Origin of the sequence: Acinetobacter sp. ESBL14, assembly GCF_036668815.1 — a bacterium.
Lineage (GTDB): Bacteria > Pseudomonadota > Gammaproteobacteria > Pseudomonadales > Moraxellaceae > Acinetobacter > Acinetobacter gyllenbergii.
On record NZ_JAZEVS010000007.1, the window covers coordinates 53,602 to 76,565 of the forward strand.

General features: G+C 39.0%; 26 protein-coding genes and 3 pseudogenes. 19 read left to right on the forward strand and 10 right to left on the reverse strand.

Annotated features, from left to right (window positions below; translation table 11 throughout):
* Positions 1-231: 231 nt before the first annotated feature.
* From cpaA to V6E90_RS18410, 12 genes are all read left to right on the forward strand, one after another.
* Complete coding sequence (gene cpaA, locus V6E90_RS18355; RefSeq protein WP_065343459.1) at positions 232-2,010, forward strand: metalloendopeptidase CpaA; 1,779 nt, start codon at positions 232-234, stop codon at positions 2,008-2,010.
* A gap of 15 nt (positions 2,011-2,025) precedes the next feature.
* On the forward strand, positions 2,026-2,655 hold the full coding sequence (gene cpaB, locus V6E90_RS18360; RefSeq protein ID WP_065343458.1) for a metalloprotease secretion chaperone CpaB: 630 nt from the start codon (positions 2,026-2,028) through the stop codon (positions 2,653-2,655).
* Between the two features lie 822 nt (positions 2,656-3,477).
* Positions 3,478-3,735, forward strand: a complete 258-nt coding sequence (locus V6E90_RS18365; RefSeq protein WP_065343457.1) for a hypothetical protein — start codon at positions 3,478-3,480, stop codon at positions 3,733-3,735.
* A gap of 10 nt (positions 3,736-3,745) precedes the next feature.
* On the forward strand, positions 3,746-3,895 hold the full coding sequence (locus tag V6E90_RS18370) for a hypothetical protein (RefSeq protein WP_171257972.1): 150 nt from the start codon (positions 3,746-3,748) through the stop codon (positions 3,893-3,895).
* A 52-nt stretch (positions 3,896-3,947) separates the two neighbouring features.
* Positions 3,948-4,442 (forward strand): hypothetical protein, encoded by a 495-nt coding sequence (locus V6E90_RS18375; RefSeq protein WP_332606131.1) that lies wholly within the window; start codon positions 3,948-3,950, stop codon positions 4,440-4,442.
* 14 nt (positions 4,443-4,456) lie between these two features.
* Positions 4,457-5,080: a hypothetical protein gene (locus tag V6E90_RS18380; RefSeq protein ID WP_332606132.1), complete on the forward strand. Its 624-nt coding sequence runs from the start codon at positions 4,457-4,459 to the stop codon at positions 5,078-5,080.
* 66 nt (positions 5,081-5,146) lie between these two features.
* The gene (locus tag V6E90_RS18385) at positions 5,147-5,479 is read left to right on the forward strand and encodes a hypothetical protein (RefSeq protein WP_159725354.1); all 333 of its coding nucleotides are present in this window, start codon (positions 5,147-5,149) and stop codon (positions 5,477-5,479) included.
* Positions 5,480-5,586: 107 nt separating this feature from the next.
* Positions 5,587-5,877, forward strand: a complete 291-nt coding sequence (locus V6E90_RS18390) for a hypothetical protein (RefSeq protein ID WP_065343453.1) — start codon at positions 5,587-5,589, stop codon at positions 5,875-5,877.
* Between the two features lie 27 nt (positions 5,878-5,904).
* Positions 5,905-6,954 (forward strand): DUF932 domain-containing protein, encoded by a 1,050-nt coding sequence (locus V6E90_RS18395; protein ID WP_065343452.1) that lies wholly within the window; start codon positions 5,905-5,907, stop codon positions 6,952-6,954.
* Positions 6,955-7,114: 160 nt separating this feature from the next.
* Entirely contained in the window at positions 7,115-8,242 is a 1,128-nt protein-coding gene (locus tag V6E90_RS18400) for a YqaJ viral recombinase family nuclease (protein WP_065343451.1), read from the forward strand.
* 142 nt (positions 8,243-8,384) lie between these two features.
* A complete protein-coding gene (locus tag V6E90_RS18405; protein WP_065343486.1) occupies positions 8,385-9,281 on the forward strand; it encodes a recombination directionality factor in 897 nt (298 codons plus the stop codon).
* Between the two features lie 246 nt (positions 9,282-9,527).
* A complete protein-coding gene (locus V6E90_RS18410) occupies positions 9,528-10,022 on the forward strand; it encodes a CC0125/CC1285 family lipoprotein (protein ID WP_065343450.1) in 495 nt (164 codons plus the stop codon).
* A 97-nt stretch (positions 10,023-10,119) separates the two neighbouring features.
* On the opposite strand, the gene V6E90_RS18415 is transcribed toward V6E90_RS18410, so the two are convergent.
* Positions 10,120-10,494, reverse strand: a complete 375-nt coding sequence (locus V6E90_RS18415) for a hypothetical protein (RefSeq protein WP_332606133.1) — start codon at positions 10,492-10,494, stop codon at positions 10,120-10,122.
* Positions 10,495-11,093: 599 nt separating this feature from the next.
* Positions 11,094-11,297: pseudogene (locus V6E90_RS18420) on the reverse strand (IS3 family transposase); the annotation flags it as partial.
* A 296-nt stretch (positions 11,298-11,593) separates the two neighbouring features.
* On the opposite strand from V6E90_RS18420, the gene V6E90_RS21910 reads away from it, so the two are divergent.
* Genes V6E90_RS21910 through V6E90_RS21915 form a run of 4 tightly spaced genes read left to right on the forward strand, consistent with a single transcriptional unit; the run spans position 11,594 to position 12,664 of the window.
* Entirely contained in the window at positions 11,594-11,806 is a 213-nt protein-coding gene (locus V6E90_RS21910) for an alpha/beta fold hydrolase (protein ID WP_081409003.1), read from the forward strand.
* Positions 11,794-12,054: a hypothetical protein gene (locus tag V6E90_RS18425; RefSeq protein ID WP_332606134.1), complete on the forward strand. Its 261-nt coding sequence runs from the start codon at positions 11,794-11,796 to the stop codon at positions 12,052-12,054. Before V6E90_RS21910 ends, V6E90_RS18425 begins: the two co-directional genes overlap by 13 nt.
* A gap of 48 nt (positions 12,055-12,102) precedes the next feature.
* Positions 12,103-12,333 carry an alpha/beta fold hydrolase gene (locus V6E90_RS18430; protein WP_332606135.1) on the forward strand — a complete coding sequence of 77 codons (231 nt, stop codon included), beginning with the start codon at positions 12,103-12,105 and terminating at the stop codon, positions 12,331-12,333.
* 34 nt (positions 12,334-12,367) lie between these two features.
* Positions 12,368-12,664: a metal-dependent hydrolase gene (locus V6E90_RS21915; protein ID WP_159725352.1), complete on the forward strand. Its 297-nt coding sequence runs from the start codon at positions 12,368-12,370 to the stop codon at positions 12,662-12,664.
* On the opposite strand, the pseudogene V6E90_RS18435 reads toward V6E90_RS21915, so the two are convergent.
* A pseudogene (locus V6E90_RS18435) lies at positions 12,651-13,070 on the reverse strand (ATP-binding cassette domain-containing protein); the annotation flags it as partial. The gene V6E90_RS21915 and the pseudogene V6E90_RS18435 sit on opposite strands and share 14 nt — an antisense overlap.
* An 18-nt stretch (positions 13,071-13,088) precedes the next feature.
* The gene (locus V6E90_RS18440; RefSeq protein ID WP_332606136.1) at positions 13,089-13,961 is read right to left on the reverse strand and encodes a LysR family transcriptional regulator; all 873 of its coding nucleotides are present in this window, start codon (positions 13,959-13,961) and stop codon (positions 13,089-13,091) included.
* Between the two features lie 138 nt (positions 13,962-14,099).
* Here V6E90_RS18440 and V6E90_RS18445 point away from each other — a divergent pair, with 138 nt between their 5' ends.
* Genes V6E90_RS18445 through V6E90_RS18455 form a run of 3 tightly spaced genes read left to right on the forward strand, consistent with a single transcriptional unit; the run spans position 14,100 to position 16,523 of the window.
* Positions 14,100-15,164: an alkene reductase gene (locus V6E90_RS18445; RefSeq protein WP_065343446.1), complete on the forward strand. Its 1,065-nt coding sequence runs from the start codon at positions 14,100-14,102 to the stop codon at positions 15,162-15,164.
* A gap of 29 nt (positions 15,165-15,193) precedes the next feature.
* Positions 15,194-15,922 carry a pirin family protein gene (locus V6E90_RS18450; protein ID WP_332606137.1) on the forward strand — a complete coding sequence of 243 codons (729 nt, stop codon included), beginning with the start codon at positions 15,194-15,196 and terminating at the stop codon, positions 15,920-15,922.
* Positions 15,923-15,935: 13 nt separating this feature from the next.
* Positions 15,936-16,523 carry an isochorismatase family protein gene (locus V6E90_RS18455; RefSeq protein ID WP_065343444.1) on the forward strand — a complete coding sequence of 196 codons (588 nt, stop codon included), beginning with the start codon at positions 15,936-15,938 and terminating at the stop codon, positions 16,521-16,523.
* 48 nt (positions 16,524-16,571) lie between these two features.
* Here the strand turns inward: V6E90_RS18455 and V6E90_RS18460 are convergent.
* The 6 genes and pseudogenes from V6E90_RS18460 to V6E90_RS18485 all read right to left on the reverse strand — a co-directional run.
* Positions 16,572-16,720 (reverse strand): annotated as a pseudogene (locus V6E90_RS18460) (IS3 family transposase); the annotation flags it as partial.
* Positions 16,721-17,029: 309 nt separating this feature from the next.
* Positions 17,030-18,180, reverse strand: a protein-coding gene (locus V6E90_RS18465) for an IS3 family transposase (protein WP_332606138.1) whose coding sequence is annotated in 2 segments (ribosomal slippage) — positions 17,030-17,940 and positions 17,940-18,180 — 1,152 coding nt in all. Because the reading frame shifts where the segments join, the coding sequence is not laid out codon by codon here.
* 76 nt (positions 18,181-18,256) lie between these two features.
* Positions 18,257-19,225, reverse strand: coding sequence for a PLP-dependent cysteine synthase family protein (locus V6E90_RS18470; RefSeq protein WP_332606139.1), 969 nt, complete (start codon positions 19,223-19,225; stop codon positions 18,257-18,259).
* Positions 19,226-19,284: 59 nt separating this feature from the next.
* Positions 19,285-20,655 (reverse strand): DUF3526 domain-containing protein, encoded by a 1,371-nt coding sequence (locus V6E90_RS18475; RefSeq protein ID WP_332606140.1) that lies wholly within the window; start codon positions 20,653-20,655, stop codon positions 19,285-19,287.
* Positions 20,652-22,085, reverse strand: a complete 1,434-nt coding sequence (locus V6E90_RS18480) for an ABC transporter permease (RefSeq protein ID WP_332606141.1) — start codon at positions 22,083-22,085, stop codon at positions 20,652-20,654. The genes V6E90_RS18475 and V6E90_RS18480 overlap by 4 nt, the downstream gene beginning before the upstream one ends.
* Positions 22,082-22,843, reverse strand: a complete 762-nt coding sequence (locus tag V6E90_RS18485; RefSeq protein WP_332606142.1) for an ABC transporter ATP-binding protein — start codon at positions 22,841-22,843, stop codon at positions 22,082-22,084. The genes V6E90_RS18480 and V6E90_RS18485 overlap by 4 nt, the downstream gene beginning before the upstream one ends.
* Positions 22,844-22,964 lie beyond the last annotated feature (121 nt).

Consider the following 22,964-nt stretch of genomic DNA (forward strand, 5'->3'; position numbering starts at 1 on the left):
GTCTATTGCTCATTTTTTAGTTCAATCCCATATAACAACAAGCTTGGCAAAATTTCTATAGCCTATTTGGATATCTAATCATTTGTTTTGAATGGATAATCAGATTTTTAAGAAAGTGAGATTTTGGTAAGATATTGATTGTTAATTTTATTTTTTGAAATTGAATGTTGAGCTGGATTGCACTTCTTGCTATTGTGTATGTGCAAAAAAAGCACAAAATAGGAAGAATAAATGAATTTAAGTCTTAGAGTGATTTGCATAGCTGGACTAGTAACTGCTTCAGCAGTTTATGCTTCTACTACATTATCCCCAAATCAAAATACGAATAGTGGCAATATACCAACTGGTTATGCTGATCTAAAATTTGTTTTAGCAAATGGCAATTGGGTAAAAAATATTTATTTGCCAAATAATGCGAATAACTTAGACAAGGTAACCATTCAATCAACTGCGGGCTATAAAAGCTATTTAGATACTTCAAACACAAACTTACCTATTGAAGTGCTGGAAATACAAAGTGGAGACACTTTTCAATTTGTCTACAATTCCTCATCGAAGAAATGGGTTGCTCAACTTGCTACTGTAAGCCCAAGTAATAATTCGCAAATTGAACAAATCGTCTTGAGTAATGTTAAATTACAGCAGGTTTCACTTGCCGATGGAAAGTGGGCAAAAACAATTGTTTTGCCAACGAATGTGATGGACGGTGCATTAGTTCAAATCGTTTCGACGGCGGCTTATGCTTCTGAAATTTCGAAAGATAACTTACTTTTTGCGAGTAGTTATAATCTAAATAATGGCAGTGAATACTGGCTCAAATATAATGCTGCTTTACAGAAATGGGTTCCTGAGTTTATTAAACCCGTGAAAATAAACGTTAAGGATATTGGAGCAAGCTTAAATGCTGTAACGACACCTGTAACGGAAGTTAATTTTGCAGATGCAAATTGGGTTTCAAATTTCACATTGCCAACTACTGCAAATGATCGTGATCGTATCATTATTAAATCAACAGCAACTTGGGCTGCAAAAATTAATAATACGAATACCAATAGTGGTGCGACATTGAGTCTGAAAACTGGTGACCAATATGAGTTTATGTATGTAACAGATAAGGCTCATTGGGTTCTAATGTCTGCTCCAACAAAAACTATTAGTTCAAGCAGTGCAATTGCTTCAACTTTACCCAATATGACTCAGCCTACACTCAAAGTGAATATTTCTGATTCTAATTGGAAACAAAGCATCAATTTACCGACAACTGCACAGGTTGGCGATAAGGTCATTTTGTCATCCACAGCTGGCACAGATAGTTTTATTACAGCTGCCAACGGCTTATCCACAACAATTAAGACGGGTGAAAATCGTCGATTTATTTTTACCGCTCAAGGTTGGGTAACTGATAGTTATACCATCGATATGTTGCTAGTCAACAGTCCAGAAGTTTCTACGATTCTGGGTGAAAGTGCATCAAAACTTCGTATGATTGAAGGATTGAATTTAACCAATTTAACTGCGGAAAATTCATCAGCCAAATTTTATTTAAGACAAACAGGCTATTTAACTTATAAAATTCCTGCATCAACTTTATTAGATGCGATCAATGTTGGGCGTTCGGATACAACTGTTCAAGCGGAGCGTAAACGTGTCTTAGCGGATGGAGTGTATTACCAAGGAAATGAGCCTGGCGCTGGCGGCTGTGGTTGGGCTTGGATCAATGCGAGTTCATATAACATGATCGGTGCTAATGATATTGCTGGCTGTTCAGTTGCAGCAATGCGTCATGAAGTCGGTCATAACTTAGGTTTGTATCATGGTGACTCAACCAATATCGGTTCAGGTTTTTCTCATCCATTGGGGAGCACTGCTTTGGGTGGAAATAACTTAAACTTTTATTCGAGCCCATATCTTTATAACCCTAAATACGGCGTACGCTTAGGTGAAGAAGGTAAGAAAGATGCTGTTAGTGTCATTAATGCTAACGTTATCCGAATCTCACAATACAATTAAGTTGTTTTCAAACATATGAAGCATTATAAAATTTTAACTTTACTTGCAGTCACGTTTATCGTGACTGTGGGTTTATTTGTTTTTTTTAAGCCAGATCAAGCTGGGGCATCTACACAGAATGGCTCAAGTCAAGAATCGAATCGTTTTAGTTCCTCTGATCAATCCACATCTAATTTTCCGCGAGACAATTTGAATATTTCAAAACAGGAGTTAGAAAGTGCAAAGAAAGAAATGGTCTTGTTTCATGAAATTCAAGACAATGATTTGAAAAATAGTGAAGCCTTACCACTCTCTAAAAGCAATAAAGGAATGGCTATTAACTATAATCAAAATATCATTGAAACCAAAAGCATAGGAGATGTGGTTAAGTTCCAAATGCTTGAGTATGGACTCAATCGTAGTGGGAAAATTGTTGAAATTGAAAAAGTAGATGATGATATCTTACGTTGGCGTGGCGAGTTTGAACAAGGTATACCAGAACGAAACTATTTTACGATTACTCAAAGTCAAAAAGATCAATATACGATTATTCAAATTTATAGTGATAAAGGAAACTATACAGCCGAGATCAAAAATGGGCAGGGTATTGTGCAAGTGATGGATCAAGGTGTTGAAGATAAAGAATTGCATGCACATGATGACTAAAACATGGATGTATTTGAGGTTTTTACATAAATTGAATATGTATGATGATTTGAGATATTCTTCACTTCAGCCCTGACATGATCTATTTATAAGAGTCTTCTAAATTGCTAAAAATACCAAGCGATGACTTGGTATTTGTTTACTTATTTTTTTTCTACTACAATTTTTGAAAAACCAGGCTAGAGTAATTTTGTATTTTAAGAAACGAGATAGGTCTAATATAAGACGAATTGAGTTTGTATTTTATTCATTTAAATCTTAAAGATTGACACCCTCTCTATCGCTGATTATCCTTTGTTTGCTGGCCTACATTGCCAGTCGGTTTTGACAGACCGTTTTCATACAGCACATCAGATTTACTCCTTCTGAGGGGGAAGTCTGTGTGAAACCCACTCGTCCCCCTCACGTTGCGGTAGGGCGGGAAGGGGACACCCTAGGGTGTGCTGGGTCTGTATGTCCAGTCTGTCAACCCCTTTTCGTTCTGCCACCCTAATCAATTGACAGTGATTTGGTAGAACTTCTATTACATACAGGAGTCCGCCATGCGTACTATTTCTATTCTTAACTTCTTCTTTTCTTCTCACTATTTGTCTGTGCTTGATCGCAGAACATAGCTTCTGCTGATTTCACTGAAATCTTTATGACGATTGAAAGGAATAATGAACTTGGGATTTACCCAGGATAAGTCATGTCTAGGCTTTATAAAAACAACTTCATTGATTTCGTTCTAATCTTAATTAAAGCAATTTCACTTACACATTACCTCAGTGAAGCCATATCCGAATATGGACTGGCATGCATATGTATTGATAAGAGGAAGAGATGAGATTAACACGATTATTTTTATTATTCGGCTGCGCCTTACTCACAGCCTGTAGCAGTTCATTTGAATCCGAGTTTAAAGATGGTTGCCGTAACTTTGGCGGCAATCGAAGTTTCTGTTCCTGTAGCTATGACAATGTTGAAAAGCACTACGGTGTAGATCGGCTGAAACAGATCAAAGAGCCATGGCAATTCCCTGAAGACTGGGAGGATAAAGTTCAACAAGCAGGCTTTGCCTGTATGGCGAAATTGAAATAGGGAGCTGAATATGAAGAACGTTCTTATTACTTATTTGCTGATCATGGTGGGCTATTGGATCAAACTGATTTGGAGTTTTCCTGCGGGTTATTCCAAAGCCTATCTCTTAGGCCGAGCTTTTGTTTGGCCCTTTAGCTTTCTGGAGTGGCTGTTCTCATAGCCACATTGAGTCATTCCTCACCCAGTAAGAATAGAACAATGAATAGGTAAAAATGATGAAAAAATTAATTGCTACGGCAGTTTTCGCCTGCGGTTTGAGTGCCCTAAGCCATGCAGCACCTTCTTATGGATTAGGTTCAGCAGAAACCATGGCGCATTTAGTCAATGTACAGCAAGGCAGTGGTTATACAAGTGTTTGTACCTACCGCTCTGCAACACGCCATTATGGTGTACATGAAGTTCAAGCCTCAATGTCCAATGGTTGTGAACAACAGCTTGCCTATACCGCAACTTGGGAAGGAGGTGGTGTCTTAAGAGTATTCGGCACAAGTAACAATTTAATTGTTCGACGAGTCGGCTACCGAGCACCTGCCAAAGCTTCACAACCTGCAGCAACCGCAAGCAAATATAAAAAGTTATGTGACAACCCGAATATGTCGAAAACATTTAACCAAAAAACGGGTGAGACCACAGACTGTCGAACAGGAGAGGTGACAATTGATCCTCAAATTAAGGCACTTAAAGAACAGGGCCTATGGCCGCATTAAGGGAAGGATAGATGATGCAAAAACTTCAAACATCCAAGCTGATGATGCTTGGGCTATGTATTGCGGTGATTGTTGTGGTCGCAGCTGTTTTATTTAATCAGCATCAACAACGTAAAACTGATATTGAGTTGGCACAACTTGCACTAGAACAATCCAAAGTCCAGAACCACACAACGGATATGGCTCAAGCTGCATCTGAACTAGTTGAGCATAGGCTTTCAGGTATTGAAGGCTTAACCGAAGATCCCGAGACCCAAACAGCGCATCTAGAAGTCAGTGCTGATGAAGTGGCAGGTGCCTTAGAAGCGGTACAAAACGCCAAAGCAACAACACAGGCTCAGGCGAAGAAGAAAGCCACATCAGGCATGATTGCTTATGCTGATTTGCCTCATGCCTTACAGGAGCAACTGCATTGGCTGAACCTAAAAATGATGGAGCAGTTTGCCGCTCATTTTAATACCCGTATTGGTGCCGTAGGTGCGGATGAGGGGAAAGCGTTCATCATTAATGAGCAGACTCCAGAGATCATCTACGAAAATAACTTCTATTTAGACAATGGGACTTGCCGTAAAGCGGAAGCAGGCTTTAACCGACAAACAGGACAAGCGACAGCGATTGAATTCTACCCATGTTCTTAGTCTCAGACATCAACATGGTGCAATACTTTAAACCTTTCAATGATTTAAAAATATAGGCATATTGATATGAAAAAACTCAAAGTGATTTTAACTGCATGTGTTTTCTCAGCACTCTCAACAGCTGCAATGGCCAAGGCTGAACAGATTACCTTAAAGGCTAATGTACACTATGGCGAGGAAGCCGTGATCTTCCCAACGACTAAGGGTGAAGTGATCCTGAATAGTTATGCATTGCCAAGTCAAGTCGCCAAGCAACTAAAACCATTCAAGAAAGGCCAGTGCCTTGAAATTCAATCCAAGTATGGCTTCTATAAAGATACAGGGGATGGTGCCTATATCCAAAGTATCCGTCCCTGTAAAAAGAACAGTCAACCCACAGCAAGTAACGTAAAGCGTTAATAGCAATCAAGCACCAAAATTCTCCATACTACATAACCTTAAAAACCACGAGCCGATGCTCGTGGTTTTTTTATGCCTCAATTCTTCAATATTTAAAGGAGCACGCCATGCCGCAATGTCCCTATTGCCATTCACCGCATGTGCAACTACTCAGGCAAAGCCAAAACAAACAAGCCCGAAGCAAGATTTCCTTTTCCTCCTGTTCACCGATGTCTCTAGCCACCGTGGGGATGCAAATCTCAAAACGACTTGGGATCAATCCCATCATTGGTGGCTTCATTGGATTGGCAGCAGGAGGAATGTTTCTGCTCTATATCCAGCAAGAAGACAACCTCATTACTTTGCATTACCAATGTGAGCAATGCTTAGACCACTTTGAAATTCAACAACCTGAATAAAATCAACCGACTTAAAAGGACAACATCATGGCCCATCAACTTGAACAAATGGCCTATATCGGACAAACCCCATGGCATGGCTTAGGCAATCAACTGAGTCAAAACCAACCTATCGAAGTGTGGGCACAGCAGGCGGGCATGGACTGGCGTATCGAATCCTCCAATGTCAGTTATATGGCACAAAACCATCGTGGGCAAAGTATTATCATGCCTTTTGAAGAACAGCGAGTGCTGTATCGCTCTGATACCCATGCACCACTATCGGTGGTCAGTCAACGCTACCAAGAAGTCCAACCCCTTGAAATTCTAGAATTCTATCGGGATCTGACCGAGCAATCAGGCTTTGAACTGGAAACAGCAGGGGTACTCAAAGGCGGTAAAAAGTTCTGGGCATTGGCGAAGACTGGACAGACCTCAGCCCTTAAAGGTAAGGATGTCAGCAATGGTTATATCCTCCTTGCTACAGCTTGTGATGGCACACTTGCAACCACGGCACAATTTACTTCTATTCGCGTGGTATGTAACAACACTTTAGCTATTGCTTTAAAAGGCCAACAAAGCAGTGCAGGTGTAGTCAAAGTGCCTCACAGTACCAAGTTCGATGCCGAGAAAGTCAAACAACAACTGGGGATTTCAGTACGTGCATGGGATGAACACATGTATGAAATGAAACAACTCAGTCAACGTAAAGTCACACAGCAGGAAGCCGCAGCCTACTTTGATGCAGTATTTAACAATACCAGTCTCAGTATGGCTGAACAGGACGAAAGTATCATTCAGTTCTATCGAAATGTAGCCATGCCGAATCAAATAAGCTCAACGCGATCAGACAATAAAACTGAACCCAATGGACGTGCCATGTCGAAAGTCATGACCATGTTTAACGGACATGGACGAGGGGCCGAACTGAGTTCAGCCAAAGACACGGCTTATGGATTACTCTGCGCCATAACAGAATTCACCGACCATGAACGTCGCGCCATGAGTACGGATCACCGACTCGATTCAGCATGGTTTGGGGCAGGGGCCGCGATTAAACAACGCGGTTTAGAACAAGCCCTTCGTATGGTGGCTTAACAGACTGAATGATTATTAAGTTTTATTTAAGAAAATAAGCCTATTTTAATCATCATGTACAGCTTAACCCGTATACCCCTTTCGCCACGTCCCCTCGATGTGGCTTTTTTTATGCCCAAAATTCAGCTTTTACGATTTTACTCATACAGGAATAGTTACAATGAATAGCAATACTCAAATTCAGAACACGATAAATCATCCACCCTTACAACCTTATGTACCAAACTTAAATCAGCCCACTCAACAGGTTGAGGTGGGAACTCGAACTAGACGAGACCGACTGAACAAACAGCCAAGAAAGACCAAAGCTCTGACAGCGAAAAGACTCGCCAACACCAAGCAAATGAACTACCAGCAATGGCTAGAGGTCAGAAAACAAGGCATTGGTAGTAGTGATGCCGCTACCGCATGTGGACTCAATCCCCATATGTCGATGCTGGAATTATGGATGATTAAAACAGGTCGAATGCAACAAAACATCGAAGATGAAAGTGCAGGTTATGCACCGTTGTACTGGGGCAAACAGTTAGAACCTTTGGTTGCGCAATACTACAGCATGCACACCAATAATAAGGTGCGTCGAGTCAATGCAGTCTTACAACATCCTGATGAAGACAAGCACTTTATGTTGGCAAACCTTGATTATGCGGTAGTCGGTAGTGATGAAGTGCAGATTCTCGAATGTAAAACGGTCGGGGAATATGGCTCAAAGCTTTGGCGAAATGGTGTACCGCTTTACATCCTCTGCCAAGTTCAGCATCAACTGGCTGTTACAGGCAAACAGGCAGCGCATATTTGTGCCTTGATCTGTGGACATGAAACTAAAATTTATAAGGTCACACGAAATGAAACCGTGATCCAGCACATTATTAATGCAGAACGTCACTTCTGGCAATGCGTGGAATCAGGTATTCCACCCAGCGTTGATGCTTCGGATTCAGCAGCCAAAGCTTTGCAAGAGCTTTATCCTGAGCAAATTCCATTAACAGTAGAAGACCTGACTCAAAATGAACAAGCTAACTACCTATTTAACCAGTTACTTGAGGAGCGGCATAAAGTTGAGCAACACCAACAATATTTTGATGAGCTAAAACATCAATTGCAAATGATGATGAAAGACGCTGAACGGGCTGTATTTACTAGTGGCTCAGTGACGTGGAAGAAATCTCAAGACTCTATTAGTCTCAATAGTAAAGCCTTACTTAAACAGTATCCTGAATATCTACAGCAATTCCCACAAACTAAATCAGGAACACGACGCTTTCAGATTTATCCAAATGGTGGATAAAACATACTTACAACATCCAGAATCCATTTCAACCACCCAAACAGCAACTGATCCCATACCTGTTTTGGTATGGGATTTTTTATGCTCAAAATTTATTAACTTCAAATTCAAATACGACTTCAACCTTATAGAGGAAAACACAATGATTAAAGGTCTAGCTATCACACCACCCGTATTGGGCCGTATCAGTATTGGTAAAATTGTAGAAAAGAATGGTAAAAGACAGCCTGAACGTGATGACCAATTCACCATTACCAGCCAAATCCAAAACAAAGAAGGATGGGTGAAACATCCCCTCGATGAACAACTGCGGGCTAAAGCACAAAACCAAAAGCTCAGAACCATACCAGTACGGATGATTTTCAATGATCCAGAACTGAATCTACGTGCAGAATACAGCCTATTTGACCGACAAACAGGACGATTAATCTGCTCAGGTAATGGCGAAACTTGCCAACGACTTAGTCAAAATGGGATTGAACAACATCCGTGTCCATCCCCTGATTTATGTCCATTGGCACAGGGCGGATTATGTAAGCCTAATGGCAGACTATACGTCAATTTAGGTGAATCGGATGAATTTGGCTCATTCATCTTTAGAACCACAGGCTTTAATAGTATCCGTACTTTGGCAGCTCGACTGCGTTATTACCAAGCAGCTTCAGGTAATTTACTGTCATGTTTGCCATTGCAATTGACCTTAAGGGGGAAGAGCACTACCCAAAGCTACCGTACCCCGATTTACTACGTGGATTTATCCTTACGTGATGGCACAAACCTGAAAGATGCGATTACCTCAGCCAAGCAAATTGATGAACAAAGCAAGGCAGCAGGATTTTATCAGGAGGGATTAGATCATGTGGCACGACAGGGTTATAACAATGCCTGTTTTGAGATAAATGGCGAAGAGGGTTTGGATATTGTAGAGGAGTTTTACAATGATGAATTAAAGCCAGAGCAACATCAGCAGACTCATGACCTAACCAATGTTCAGGATATTCAGCAAGGTTTGCAGCAGAGTGTGAAGTCTGTAAATTAAGAACGGACGTTCTATATTCGGTTGAGAGAATAAAATTTAGAATTGATAGCGAAGTTTACAGCATAGACAGAACTGTATTGTTTTTGTGATTGAATATTTATTTTGGTTTTAAGTATGTGATAAAAAGCACACTTAGCGATACATTTCTCCAATGGAATATCAATGTCGTAATCCCATGTCCTTCCCCAAGGGTTTGGGATTTTTTTTAATTTAAGTAATTAACTTTTATATTTATTGGGTATTTGCATGAAAAAAATTTTATTTGTGGGACTATGTGTTTTAGGAATACAAGGATGCACGACTCCGTATCAAAATATGGGAGCGTCAGGGGGAGTTGAAAGTACAATTATTGATGATAATGTATTTCAAGTGAAAGCATCTGTGAATGGTTATACTCAGAAGTCGGTAGCAACACAATATGCAATTAGAAAAGCTGCTGAAGTCTCAAAATCATTAGGATGTAACTATTATTCAGCAATTAATAATACTAGCCAGAGCTACGATCAAAATACATCAAAAACGAATACTGGTCTTATGACGGAAGATGGTGGTGTTTACTATACTTCAAGTGTAGGAACACGATATCGATTAGTAAAACCTTCAAGTCGAAATACTTATGTTTGTTTTAATGAGAAACCAAATACAGTGTTACCAGGATTAGTTTTTAATGTTAAATATGTTTTAAGCTCAGAATTGCCTAGTGGTAGTGGGAAGTTTAAAGTACCGAATAGTTGGCGCTAATATTTTTATATTTTAATTAAGTAAACTCTTGTAGATAAAAATCCTACCCTCCCTTGTTTTAATATACTAAAAAAAGGGGTGTAGGATTTTTTTTCAATTAACCGTTAATCAGTGCGTCTAATCGTCCTATCCATAAGCTTTGTTCTCTGTCACTGGAAACAGCGAATCTTATTTCAGGTATTTGGGGATCAGCAGTACGTACAGTAATATATCTAGCAACGGTTAAAGATTTAGAGCCAGCATAAGCACCTTCACTATTTCTATATTGGGTTTCATGAACATCTGAGCCTGAATACCATTGTCTAACATCATCAAAATTACAAATATACACAATTGGTTTCGGGTCTAAGGTAAAAATAAGTTTTCTATTTTTCTGATCGACCAATAATCCAGTTGTAGAAAAATCAATGTTAAACCCATGTTTTTTTATTTCGGCTTCTTTTTGTTGATGTAGCTTCTTTATATCTAACATCAGCATGGTTCTAAAGAGAAGGTATACGGAATAAGGAACTGTACACAAGGCACTTACGCCTAAAAAGGCAAGAAAAAACGTACCAAAAAATCCTCCTCCATCTCGAGTAAAAGTTACAATTAATGCAATTACTAAGATGACAAGAAAAAATTTTTTCCAATGAGAGCCTTGTGACTTAAATTTACCTATATTCTAGAGTTCTTTAATTTCTACAGTCATGTTTGTCTTCATTCTCAGATAAAAAATTTGGAATCAGTTAGAAAGCTAAAGAATCTAACTGCAATAATTAACTTAATTTTTGTGAGTTTATTATTTAAAACTGGAATTAAAAAATCAACTCAATTTTTAAATTATTAAAATACGAATTTAGTAAAATGAATAGTTGCATAACTTATTCAAGTAGTTGTTAGACAGAAATATAAGGTTGAATAGTTCCAAAGGTTTTGGTGAAATTAAAAAAGTAGGTCTTTTCGATTAATCAATTGTAATGCCATCCGTTCTGCAAAACTTCTTTCAATTAGATTCGTTATGAAGAACATATGCTCATATATTTTTTTGTGTGTTTTGCGTTATCTTGCATCGGCAAGATGGCTTTACTACTTCTTTGCTATAGCTTCCTGAATGATTTCAGCTTCAAGTTCTTTCAGATGAGCAATTAGAGATTAATCCATTCCTCCGAATTTTATACACCACTTATAGAAAGTAGCATTCCTCATACCATCTTCAGGGCAAAGGGGTGTACTTAATTCAGCTTACTTCTAGATGAGCATGATTTGGCTGCCTGTAAATCTAGATGCTTTCATGCAGAATCTACTGATTATTCTTTAAGAGAAAACTCTATTTTTTACATCCATTTTTCAGAGAGATTATACTTGGCATAAAAAGTCAAACGATATGAAAAGTGTCAAGACAGCTCCAAGCTGCATCATTATCATCACTATCAAAGCTAAAGATAATCATATCTGATCGTTATTAAGAGTGTAGTGTCATGATGGGATAGAAACGTATCACTGAATATAAAAACGAAGGATTAATTTTTAATGTCAAAGATCAAGGTCCTTTGGATGGAGAGGTGATTGTACTATTACATGGTTTTCCAATGACGAATATATGTTGGGAAAATATTGCATCAATACTTAATCAACAAGGTTATCGTACTATTGCACCTAATCAGCGTGGTTATACCAACACTGCATATCCAAAATCTATTTGGGCATATAGTATCACTAAACTCGTAGACGATATTTATATATTAGTCCAGTTAATTAATAAACCCAAAATATATTTGGCTGGACACGATTGGGGGCGCTAGTAGCATGGGGTTTTGCAGCTAAATACCCAGGTAGATTATATCATTTTATTACAGTCTCTGTACCCACAAGTGCTGCATTTGTTAAAGCATTATTTACTAGTGATCAATTGGCACGTGTTTATTACATGGGACTTTTTCAGATACCAAGATTTCCAGAATTATTTATAAAACATAAATATCCAGTATTTAAAAAAATGTTAATGGGTACTGGACTAAGTTCGGATGAGGTGGAATGGATTAATGATTAAGTACTAAAACCAGGATTTTTAACAGGCAGTTTAAATTGGTATCGTGCAATGCCATTTACCTCATCATTGGATTTAATTAAAAGAATACATGTACCTACAACATTTATCTGGGGCGAAAAAGATGCCTCTGTTAATAGATGTAGTGCTGAAAATGCAGTATTAAGTGTATCGGCAGAGTATCAATTTATACCATTGGCACAAGTAACACATCGGATTCCTTTACAACATCCTCAAGAGCTTGCTGAAATTATATTAGATGTTAGCCGCAAATATTCTTAAATACCTAAAGCTTATGAAAATTGTGAGTAAAAAAATGAATCAACATATCAAAAGTATTCAAGAGCCTCATTCAGTTTCTTCTTCTGATTGCGAAATTAAACTTCGAAATATCATATTGGATTGGTCAGATGTACCCTTGAGTTGGATATATAATGATCGATTTTCTAGTAATGCTATGAATGCTCTTAGTTATTTTTTGGTAGATGCTGAATTTTCGATGTGTCGATTATGTCATGAGTCCATACCTTATATTAAGGATGAAAAGTTAATAGATGATTTGAAAAATTTTGCTAAACAAGAAGTATTACATGCTCGTGCCCACCAATTTTAATTTCACCGTACTCAGGTGTTAAGTTACCTAATAGCAGATTCATAAGCGTGATTTTACCACAACCCGTAGGGCCAACAATTGCTACAGATTGTCCTTCTGGAATATTAAAGTTAATGCCATGAATGATCCAAGACTCATCTTCTGAATACCTGAATCTTAGAGATTTAACATCTATCTCTGTTTTTTGTAGTTCTGACGATTCAGATGCAAATAAATAGCTATCTGTTTTTTCTTGATCAGTAAGAACGATGTCCGCTAGACGCTCACCATGTAGGCTGAGCATCTTGACTTCAACATACTTATCAATATGGGAGCTGACTCGACCACTGAATTGATTTTTATAGGCAAGAAGGGCCATTAATATACCAACAGTAAACTCGCCTTTAATGACTAGAGTCGCGCCTAAACTCTCAAAACAACTTATTTAAGTTGATAACTTATTCCTTAAAAAATCAATAAAAATGCGAACTTTTGCTGGTAATAAACGTGTTTCTGTCAGAGCATAGACGGGCAAGACATCGCCTTGCCATTCTGAAAGAATGGGCAATAATGAACCATTATTTATATCATCTTGCACCACTTCATAAGGTGTAAATAAAATGCCTTGACCAAGAAGAGATAGCTTTCGTGTCATGCCTACATTATTCAGCATAAATCTAGCCCCAATCTTTACTTCAACTGTTTCTTGAGCTTGATATAGCTTCCAAAGTATATTGTTTGGAAAGCTCAAACACTCATGATGAATCAAATCATTCGGATGTTGGGGAATACCATGTTGTTCTAAGTATTTGGGCGATGCAAAAAGTTGTCCCCTGAATTGCATGAGTTTATGTGCAATTAGATTGGAATCAGGAGGATTGCCCATACGAATCGCTAGATCAATATTCTGGGCAACTAAATCAACTAATCTAGGCGTGAGATCAATTTCGAAATTAATATTTGGGTAAAGCGCAGCAAACTCTACCAAAAGTTCAGTTAAAAAGATCGTTCCAAAATCAACAGGCAATGATATTCGTAATGTTCCGCTTGGTTTAGAAAGCATCTCACCTAATTGTTCGTGAGCAAGCTTCGATTCTTCTACAATTCGTTTACAACGTTCAAAATAGATCTGCCCCGCTTCTGTTAATTCAACTTTTCGTGTAGTTCGATGCAGCAACCGTAAACCAATTGCTCCTTCCAAATGGCTAATTCGTCTTGAAAGCGTTGAACTAGGCATTTCTAAATTCTCTGCGGCCTTTCTAAAATTCATGACTTTACAGACTTCAACAAACAACGCCATGTCATTTAACATTTCCATTATTGTTCCATTCATGCATTAATCATTTTCATTTTAGCTTATTTATTCCTTTTTTAAATTAATTAATACTAATGAACATACAGTAATGATGAAATCAGATTTAAGCTTGATTGTAAAAATTCAGAGGAAAATTCTGACATGAACAAGATATTCAAACCTGCAAACTTTGGTCGCTACACCTTAAGTAATCACCTAGTGATGGCACCAATGACCCGGTCTCGCGCGCTCTTTGATGGTACTCCTGATGAGTTAGCCGCAGAATATTATTCTCAACGAGCAAGCATTGGCTTAATTATTACAGAAGGTGCCCAACCTTCAGATGATGGACAGGGCTATCTTGCTACACCTGGTATCTACACAGATGCGCATATTCTAGGTTGGAAAAAAACAATCGACGCTGTGCATGCAAAAGGGAGCCATATCTTTATCCAATTGATGCATGCAGGGCGTATGTCACATCCAGACAATACACCTCATCATCGTTTAGGGGTTGCGCCTTCAGCCATTGCACCAGGAACGGGTATGTTTACAGCCACTGGTATGCAAGATATTCCAACACCTAAAGCCTTAAGCATCGACGAAATTAAACAAACGATTCAGGACTTTAGACATGCAGCTAAATCTGCAATTGAGGCTGGCGCAGATGGTATTGAGATTCATGGTGCTAATGCGTACTTAGTTCAACAATTTTTTGCTCCAAGTGCCAATACACGTACCGATGAATATGGTGGTTCTATTGAAAACCGTGCTCGCTTTGCTATTGAAGTCGCTACAGCAATTGCAGAAGAGATTGGTGCAGATCGCACAGGTATTCGCCTGTCACCTGGAACAACTATATGGGGAATTGATGAAGGTGAAGAAGGTCCAGAGTTATATCGTTATCTAGTGAAAGAACTGAATAAATTAGGACTTGTTTATGTACATGTGATGCATCAAGGCAATGAAAAACTCTTAGCAGATATTCGTAATCTTTGGACGCAAACACTCATTCTTAATCGCCCTGGCCAACCACGAGAAAAAATTGGAAATGATCTTGAAAGTGGTTTAGCTGATTTAGAAGCCTATGGACAAATGATCTTAGCCAATCCCGATTTTGTAGATCGTTTAAAAATCAACGCTCCCATGAATGAAGCAGATCGTATGACGTTCTTTGGTGGAACAGAGAAAGGCTATATCGATTATCCAACATTTGCTCAAACATAAGCCAAGTCAATTGAAAGGAGGAGAAATCCATGTCTGAAATCTTATCACTTGAACGCATGAACATTGGTAGCCATTTTAGAGCGTATGGCTTAAGGGGAACGTACAACGCAACTAATCCATTTATTGGTGTTGATCATGCTTGGATGAGTGGACCGACTTTTCCTCCCCATCCACATCAAGGCTTTTCAGCAGTTTCATATTTATTCCTTGATTCAGAAACAGGAATGAATAATTGTGACTCAATTGGAACTAAAAACCTTATAAAACCAGGTGGTCTACATTGGACTACAGCTGGTCAAGGGATCGTACATGAAGAAGTTCCTGCTGAAACAGGAAAGACCGTACATTCCCTACAAATCTTTATTAACTTGCCATCGCACTTACGAGAAACAGCACCAAGCTATCTCATTCTTGAAGCTGAAGATGTCCTTACAGTACATCGAGAAGGGGTTAAAGTTCGTGTGCCTTTAGGTCATTTTGAAAATGTTCAATCACCACTGACCCCACCTACTGAAGTCACAATGTTGGACATTAGTTTTGAACCAAATGCAGAACTTATATTGACCTTAGCACCTGAACATTCTGGCTTTATCTTACCTGTCTATGGCGAAGTTTGTATAGATGATCAGACTTTTAAGCTTGATGATTTACAAATTCCTATTTTTAAAGCAAAAGAAGTAACTCAGTATATTTCTTTGAAAGCTCTCGAACGAGGAGCAAAACTCGTTTTCTTTAGTGCAAAACCATTATCAAATTAAATGAGGTGTTCAAATGACTTTTAAAAGATTTACAAGCGAAGACTCAGCATTATTGTTGATTGACCATCAAGTCGGAACTATGAGTTGGGTGAATTCGATCTCATTCGAAGAGATGAAACGCCATGCAATTATGTTGGCTAAAACAGCAAAAATTTTTAATATTCCAACGTTACTTACCTCAAGTATGGAAGAATATGCTCAGGGTCCTTTGATAGAGGAACTTAAAGAGATTTTCCCCGTTGAATTTGAGGCACGTATTAAACGTTTAGGTATAGTTAATGCCATGGATGATGAAAACTTTGCCAAAGCTGTCATAGCAACTGGTCGTAAACGTATTATCATTGCAGGTGTAACGAATGATGTCTGTACTGTTTATCCAGCACTAACTTTGATTGATCAAGGTTATGAAGTTCAAGTGGTGGCTGATGCAGGTGGTTCTCCAAGTAAAATGGCAGACGATATTGCTTTACAACGTATGTTAAAAGCAGGTGTTACATTAACAAGCACAAATCAATTAATCGCAGAATTGACTGGCAATTGGAGTACTCCAGAAGGTATGCAAATTGTGCAAGAAGTTATGATGCCAGCGTTGCAAGGTTAAGTTATAGGGTAATCCTCCTCAACTGTAATGTATGGTACGATAGTATCACTCGATATATACATTATGTTGAGGCTTGTAGGGCTGAATATAATCAATACGGATGTCATACCGAGGCAAGGATAGCCCTGCTTCAATTACAATCCTTCACAGCGATAGTCATCAATCACGTTCTGTAGCCGATAACTTCGCCCATTATTGCTGGTTTTAGGGTGATATGTTAATGAAGATCTTCGTACCTTAAAGGTAGGGCATGGAACCCTTTGATTTTCTAGGAATAGGGCAATGGAATTCATTGCTCTTTGAACAATAATTTTTAAATAGATATTATTTTTTAGACTTATTGTCTTCATATTCATTTATGGTTCGCTCTAAAACTTTTTTTGGAATTGCCGTGCTATAGCCTTCGGGTAAGTATGTTTTGATTTCTAAGCTATTGACTTTTATACCCGCACATTTGTAATGCCCACAAGCTAAATTATATACATGTATGAATAGCCACCAAAATTCTAGACACACATAACCATCTTTTGATGGGCCTTTTCATAATCTAATGGAGAACGTTGACCATTGGAACCATGCCGTTGTTTTGAGTTATAAAACATTTCAATATATTCAAATATATCTGCTCTAGCATCTGATCTCGATACGTAAATTTTCTTCTTAATACGCTCTCGTTTTAGCAACTGAAAGAAGCTCTCAGCAACAGCATTATCATGGCAATTTCCTCTTCTGCTCATACTGCTTTCCAGATTATGATACTTGAGAAAAGCTTGCCATTCATGACTCGTATATTGGCTGCCCTGGTCTGAATGAATGAGTACTTTACACTTCGGTTTCCTTCTCCACAGAGCCATCAATAATGCATCTAAAACCAGATCTGTAGTCATTCTCGATTTCATAGACCAGCCAACTACAAGGCGCGAAAATAAATCAATCACTACCGCAAGATATAACCAGCCTTCATGTGTACGAATATAGGTGATATCAGTAACCCACCGCTGATTAGGCTGAGCTGGATTAAACTGCCGCTCTAAAGTGTTTGTGGAGACAATATTGGGAATACCAACATAAGCTCTAGGCTTGCGATAGCCACGCTGTGATTTAAGCCCATCCGCTTTCATCAGCCGATGTACCCGATTAATTCCACAGCCTTCACCGATATCCTTTAAGTCACAGTGAATCTTGCGATAGCCATAAACTCCACCAGATTCGAGCCAGAACTGTTTAATGAGACCCGAAAGCTGTTGCCGTTTCTTAGCAGTCTCACTGATGGGCTGCTTTAACCATGCGTAATAGCCGCTGTGATGAACATCTAAAGTTGAACACAAACGACGAATCGGCCAGATACGCTGGTTGTCCTGAATAAAGGCATACCTCACTTGGACTGACTTGCGAAGTACACCGCGGCTTTTTTTAATATGTCTCTTTCTTCCGTGACTCTTTGGAGTTCTTTCTTTAGCTTTGCTAATTCCGAAAGTGGATCACTAGGTTCTGTGATCTTGGGTTGCTGTGGATCATAACGTTTAATCCAAGCATACAGACTATGTGTGGTGGTTCCTAAACGTGCAGCAACTTCGGCCACACTATGACCTTTCTCAGTGACTTGTTTTACTGCTTCTATTTTGAATTCTTCAGGATATCGTTTGCTACTGTTCATAAACACCTCGTTAATTAGCCATTTTATCTAACTAAAGAGTGTCTACAAAATCGGTGGCTATTCACAATTGTCCTATTTAATCTAACAGTTGGGTTAATTTTCTAGTGATTGAACTATCTAGTAAGTTTTTATCTTTCATCCAAACATCATTAAAGATAGTATGTATATATTTTTCACCGCCATCACATACTAAAACTACCATAGTTTCATTTTCTGGCAAGGTTTGGGCAAGTTGTAGTGCTTGATATATTACACCGCCTGCTGAGCCACCAACAAAAATACCATGATGTTTTGCTAGGTACCGTGCCGTTTCAAAGGCTTGTTTATCTGAAACTTTTTTAGCAATATCAATTAATTGATAATCTATTAATTCGCCAATCTCAGCACCACGAGGGGTTCCTGTACCTGATTGATAATAATCATGCTGCTCATCTTCACCAAAAATAATGGAGCCGAGGGGTTCAACACCAACAACTTGTAATTGTGGCAGATAACTCTTCAATGCCCGTGCTGTGCCGCAGAGTGAGCCACCTGTACCAACAGCGCCGATAAGATAATCAATCTTATTGCCCAATGAGTCATATAATTCATTAGCAAGCTGTGTATAGGCATTAGCATTGGCTGGATTATTATGTTGCTCCGTCCAATAGGCGCCACATTCTCGTGCGATTCTTTCAGCAGTTGCATCACGATCTGCAGTAGCAAGTCCATCATGTTCACCAACATAGTGTAGCTTGGCACCCATCGCTTGCATGGCATATAATTTGTCTTTACTGGCATGTTGATCAACCACCGCCGTAAATTCATAACCACGCTCTGCTGCAATCATGGCTAACCCAAGTCCAGTATTGCCAGAAGTTGATTCAACTATTTTTCCTCCTGGTTTTAACTGACCGCGTGCTTCAGCATCATCAATCATTTGTTTTGCCATACGAATTTTTGCAGTACCTGTTGGGTTAAATGACTCCATTTTAAGCAATACGCGTGCACACGTTGATTTGAGTGGTAACGCAAGTAATGGTGTATTACCAATGAGATCTGACATTTTTGTTTTTACTAAAGACGATATTGATATGGTATTCATTTTTTACCTTTTTGATTCTATTAATGTTTATTTGATTTAAGATTAAAGGTGAGTAAGCTGATTGCAAAAATAATCAACGATAATAAAATAAAGGGGATATTTTCTCGGCTAATCTTAGATGGCGCATTGATAGACTCATGAAATACGGGTTGACGTACAAAGTCAGCAACTGTAAATGGCAAATCATTAAACAAATAGGGATAGTAAAAATCACGAATTTGTTGATGAAATGCTATGATTTGATCTTGATAATCAAGCTGCGCTGCTAGATCTGTGTTTGCCAATCGATGAATAGCGGTCTGTGCACCCACACTTGGTAAAATCCAGCCTAAATAATGGGTTAATTGCTGACGCTGATACAAGTCTGCACGATATTGTTTAAATAAGTCTTCAACACTTTCGTCTGCAATTTGGTGAAAAGCAAAATACCATTTCCAATGGAAATCAGGAGGCAATGGTGCTGTATCCTGCCATTGTGGATGATATTCAAAAAAATTATTCATGGTCTGTTCACGCGGAATTTCCCATGCACTATGTGTATTCTGTCGTTGGGTGAGAATTAAATCGACACCTTGTGCGACAGGCACATATCGGACAATCACCAGATTGGTCAGTGTTGGTAAAATTAAAGTGACGATAATCCAGATACCAACCAATAACGTTGCATTGGTCACCGAACACCACACCATTTTGATTACAAAAGTGCAGATACCGAACCAAAATGCACAGTAACTAATGATTATCAGCATGAATGACAACGTTGCAGCTACGGTTGCTTGAGGTACGATGGCGCCCACCGCAAAAGGGGTTAGCAATGTCAAAAGGACTAAAGTAAATCGTAATAAAATCCGTTTGATCCAGCGCTTATTATTAAATTGTGGTAAAGAATGCAGCAAGGTTAAACGGCCAGATTGGTGTTCGCTAGACACTAAATCATGCATCAAGGCAATAATGAATAATGGTACTAAATAGATCAGTACAAAGGCAAAATCAAAGCGCCCTGAGAGCACAAACTCGGGATTAAATGCATCACCATCATAAAGCTGTGCTTGTAATGCTAAGGCTCGGATTCTTAACACATACGGTGCGACATCTCTTAATCCCACGGCTGTAAATGCCAGATCAGATGGTGTGTTCCACGTATAATAAAAGGTGTAATAAGCCGCAGTGCCAGCATCGCCACCTTCGGGGTATTGTTTAAATTGATCAATTAACAGGCCAACATCCTGTTCGTGTAAGGGTTGTAATTCGTGTATCGTCTGTTGCTGGTACTGCACTTCCTGAACACCAAACCACACCGATGTACTGACCAATGCGAACAAGAAAACTAGAGCCATGACGGATAGTTTTGAACGAAGCAGCAACAAAATTTCGTAACGTATCCAATTCATCTGATTTGTCTTCCCATGTAACGATTCGCAGGCACAATTAAAATAATAAATAAAAGTAAAAACCAAATACTAAGTACACAGAATGGTGTGCGCATATTATGAATGCGATCGCTGCTATTGAATGGTGTGTATTCAAAGCTCTTGAATTGTTGCCAATGTTGATGATCGATGCGGCTGCCATCATTATCATATTGATAATTAATTTCTGTGGTTTGTAGCTCATTTAAATGTTGCATCAGTTGATAACGATAATCTTCTGCCTGTGTTAAAAAGTGATGAAAAGCTCTTAAATCTGATGCTGTAGCAACCATTGAAAGCCGACGCAAAGCCAATATAGGGCTTGCCCAGCTAAATTGATCCAAATAATGATTTTGTAATTGTTGTTTTTCGATATTTTGCGCTAAATACCGATTAAATAATTCGGAAGATAAACGCTCCCCCTCTGCCATCAACAGACCCTTGAAGTTAACCGGTAAGTCTTCAACACGACCCACCTTGTATTGATCTAGGATTTTTTGTTTAAAATCTGAGAAATAGGGATCATCTGGGTTATGGCTATCACCAAGCTGCAAGAAATCACGTTCCACAGCAATATTGATTTCAATATTGCTGGTTAAAGGGATGCGCTTACTAATTATGTCAGGTGCGATACGTGGCATGATGATCACGCACACACACCAAATCGTCAACAGACTCAATAAAGCATCACGACCATTCAATAATAGGGTCGAAGCAAGCATGACCACCGTCACCCAAATAAGCAACCAAATTAAATACGCCAATGCAAGCATGCCAATCAGAGGGGCAGATAATGATTGACTCCACCCGATCCAAACCAATGCCATGGACGCAGGCAAAAAACTAATTAATGCGACGCCTGTTAACGCCAAAAACTTCCCTAAAATAAAGGTTCTTACTCGAACACCTTGGCTCAACAAAAGGCGCAATGTCCCACTTTGCTTTTCACGGCTCACAATGGCATGACCCACAAAAATAAGCAGTAAAGGCACCAAGATTTGTAAGATAAATGCAGGCGTGAGTTGGCCAAATCGTACTAACAATGAGGATTGTCTAACATCACTAAAATTTGCGCTATTTTGGCGGTGCGCTTCTAAAAAAATGGTATGCCCCGTATACGGATCAACCCCTGTTTCAAACGCAGCCAAGGGATCCAATGGGCGAAATAAAAAATGGCCGAAATGTGCCACGCGATGAGGATGTCGATCAGGTTGCGCGTCAAAGGCATGATTTGCTAAAGATTGATATTGTACACGTTCATCATTAACCACACGTTGATATTCAGCACCGCTTATAACCGCTGTTAAAGTAAGCAGTATCAGTAAAACAATCGCAAAAATCGCAACTTTATTACGCCGGATATAACGCCATTCATCAGAAGTAATATACCAAACTCGTTGTAACTCATTCATGAGGTCGCCCATTTGGTATAATGTTGATGTAGTGAATTAATATCAAATCGTGGTGACTGATCATTTGCAATAATTTCTTCTGCGATTGTTCCTGCTGAAATAAAACCAATCCGATCCGCAATTTGGCTGGCACTGAGCAAATCATGCGTCACCATCAAAACTGCCACTTCGCGTTGGCGTAAAATCGCCAATAATCCATTAAATTCATCACTAGCTCTAGGATCAAGGCCCGACGTTGGTTCATCCAGCAACAATACCGGTACTTTGCGGGTAAATGCCAAGGCAATCGCAACCTTTTGCCGCATGCCTTTAGAAAAATCACTCACCCACTGATCAATGGCTGTTTGCTGTAAGCCCGCAGCTAAAAGTGCCTGTCTGATCTCATCATGAGATGCCTGTTGCCCGGCAAGTGATAATAAATAATCGACATTTTCAAATGCAGTTAAGTGCTCATATAGCGCAACACTTTCAGGAATATAGGCGATTTGCTGACAAGCTTGTTGCGGTTGATTTGGCACATCAATGCCATTGATTAATACCTGTCCAGAATCTGGTGCTATGAAGCCTAATAACAGGCGCAATGTGGTCGTTTTACCCGCGCCATTAGCGCCCAATAAGGCGTAAATTTCACCTGCATGGATTGCCAAATTAAGATGCTGCAAAATGGGTTTATGTCCATATCCAGCTACTATATCAATCAATTGTATTAATGGTTGTGGTGTAGTCATTTTGTTCACAATCAAGCTTTGATCCGCCATAACAAGTATTCTTCTTTATCATTTGCTGTTGAATTAACCCAGTTCATTTCATCCATAGAATAAAATTGATTCTTCATTGTGGATGGGGTAGCATAATTCAACCTTCTTAATGTAATGTTAT

Coding starts and splice junctions, on each gene's coding strand:
- V6E90_RS18470 (WP_332606139.1), bottom strand. CDS start 19,225: ATGTCAGATCTCATTGGTAATACACCATTACTTGCGTTACCACTCAAA.
- V6E90_RS18445 (WP_065343446.1), top strand. CDS start 14,100: ATGAACAAGATATTCAAACCTGCAAACTTTGGTCGCTACACCTTAAGT.
- cpaA (WP_065343459.1), top strand. CDS start 232: ATGAATTTAAGTCTTAGAGTGATTTGCATAGCTGGACTAGTAACTGCT.
- V6E90_RS18375 (WP_332606131.1), top strand. CDS start 3,948: ATGATGAAAAAATTAATTGCTACGGCAGTTTTCGCCTGCGGTTTGAGT.
- cpaB (WP_065343458.1), top strand. CDS start 2,026: ATGAAGCATTATAAAATTTTAACTTTACTTGCAGTCACGTTTATCGTG.
- V6E90_RS18485 (WP_332606142.1), bottom strand. CDS start 22,843: ATGGCGGATCAAAGCTTGATTGTGAACAAAATGACTACACCACAACCA.
- V6E90_RS18405 (WP_065343486.1), top strand. CDS start 8,385: ATGATTAAAGGTCTAGCTATCACACCACCCGTATTGGGCCGTATCAGT.
- V6E90_RS18365 (WP_065343457.1), top strand. CDS start 3,478: ATGAGATTAACACGATTATTTTTATTATTCGGCTGCGCCTTACTCACA.
- V6E90_RS18390 (WP_065343453.1), top strand. CDS start 5,587: ATGCCGCAATGTCCCTATTGCCATTCACCGCATGTGCAACTACTCAGG.
- V6E90_RS18430 (WP_332606135.1), top strand. CDS start 12,103: ATGCCATTTACCTCATCATTGGATTTAATTAAAAGAATACATGTACCT.
- V6E90_RS18440 (WP_332606136.1), bottom strand. CDS start 13,961: ATGGAAATGTTAAATGACATGGCGTTGTTTGTTGAAGTCTGTAAAGTC.
- V6E90_RS21915 (WP_159725352.1), top strand. CDS start 12,368: ATGAATCAACATATCAAAAGTATTCAAGAGCCTCATTCAGTTTCTTCT.
- V6E90_RS18400 (WP_065343451.1), top strand. CDS start 7,115: ATGAATAGCAATACTCAAATTCAGAACACGATAAATCATCCACCCTTA.
- V6E90_RS18415 (WP_332606133.1), bottom strand. CDS start 10,494: ATGTTAGATATAAAGAAGCTACATCAACAAAAAGAAGCCGAAATAAAA.
- V6E90_RS18475 (WP_332606140.1), bottom strand. CDS start 20,655: ATGAATTGGATACGTTACGAAATTTTGTTGCTGCTTCGTTCAAAACTA.
- V6E90_RS18480 (WP_332606141.1), bottom strand. CDS start 22,085: ATGAATGAGTTACAACGAGTTTGGTATATTACTTCTGATGAATGGCGT.
- V6E90_RS21910 (WP_081409003.1), top strand. CDS start 11,594: ATGACGAATATATGTTGGGAAAATATTGCATCAATACTTAATCAACAA.
- V6E90_RS18385 (WP_159725354.1), top strand. CDS start 5,147: ATGAAAAAACTCAAAGTGATTTTAACTGCATGTGTTTTCTCAGCACTC.
- V6E90_RS18455 (WP_065343444.1), top strand. CDS start 15,936: ATGACTTTTAAAAGATTTACAAGCGAAGACTCAGCATTATTGTTGATT.
- V6E90_RS18370 (WP_171257972.1), top strand. CDS start 3,746: ATGAAGAACGTTCTTATTACTTATTTGCTGATCATGGTGGGCTATTGG.
- V6E90_RS18395 (WP_065343452.1), top strand. CDS start 5,905: ATGGCCCATCAACTTGAACAAATGGCCTATATCGGACAAACCCCATGG.
- V6E90_RS18380 (WP_332606132.1), top strand. CDS start 4,457: ATGCAAAAACTTCAAACATCCAAGCTGATGATGCTTGGGCTATGTATT.
- V6E90_RS18450 (WP_332606137.1), top strand. CDS start 15,194: ATGTCTGAAATCTTATCACTTGAACGCATGAACATTGGTAGCCATTTT.
- V6E90_RS18410 (WP_065343450.1), top strand. CDS start 9,528: ATGAAAAAAATTTTATTTGTGGGACTATGTGTTTTAGGAATACAAGGA.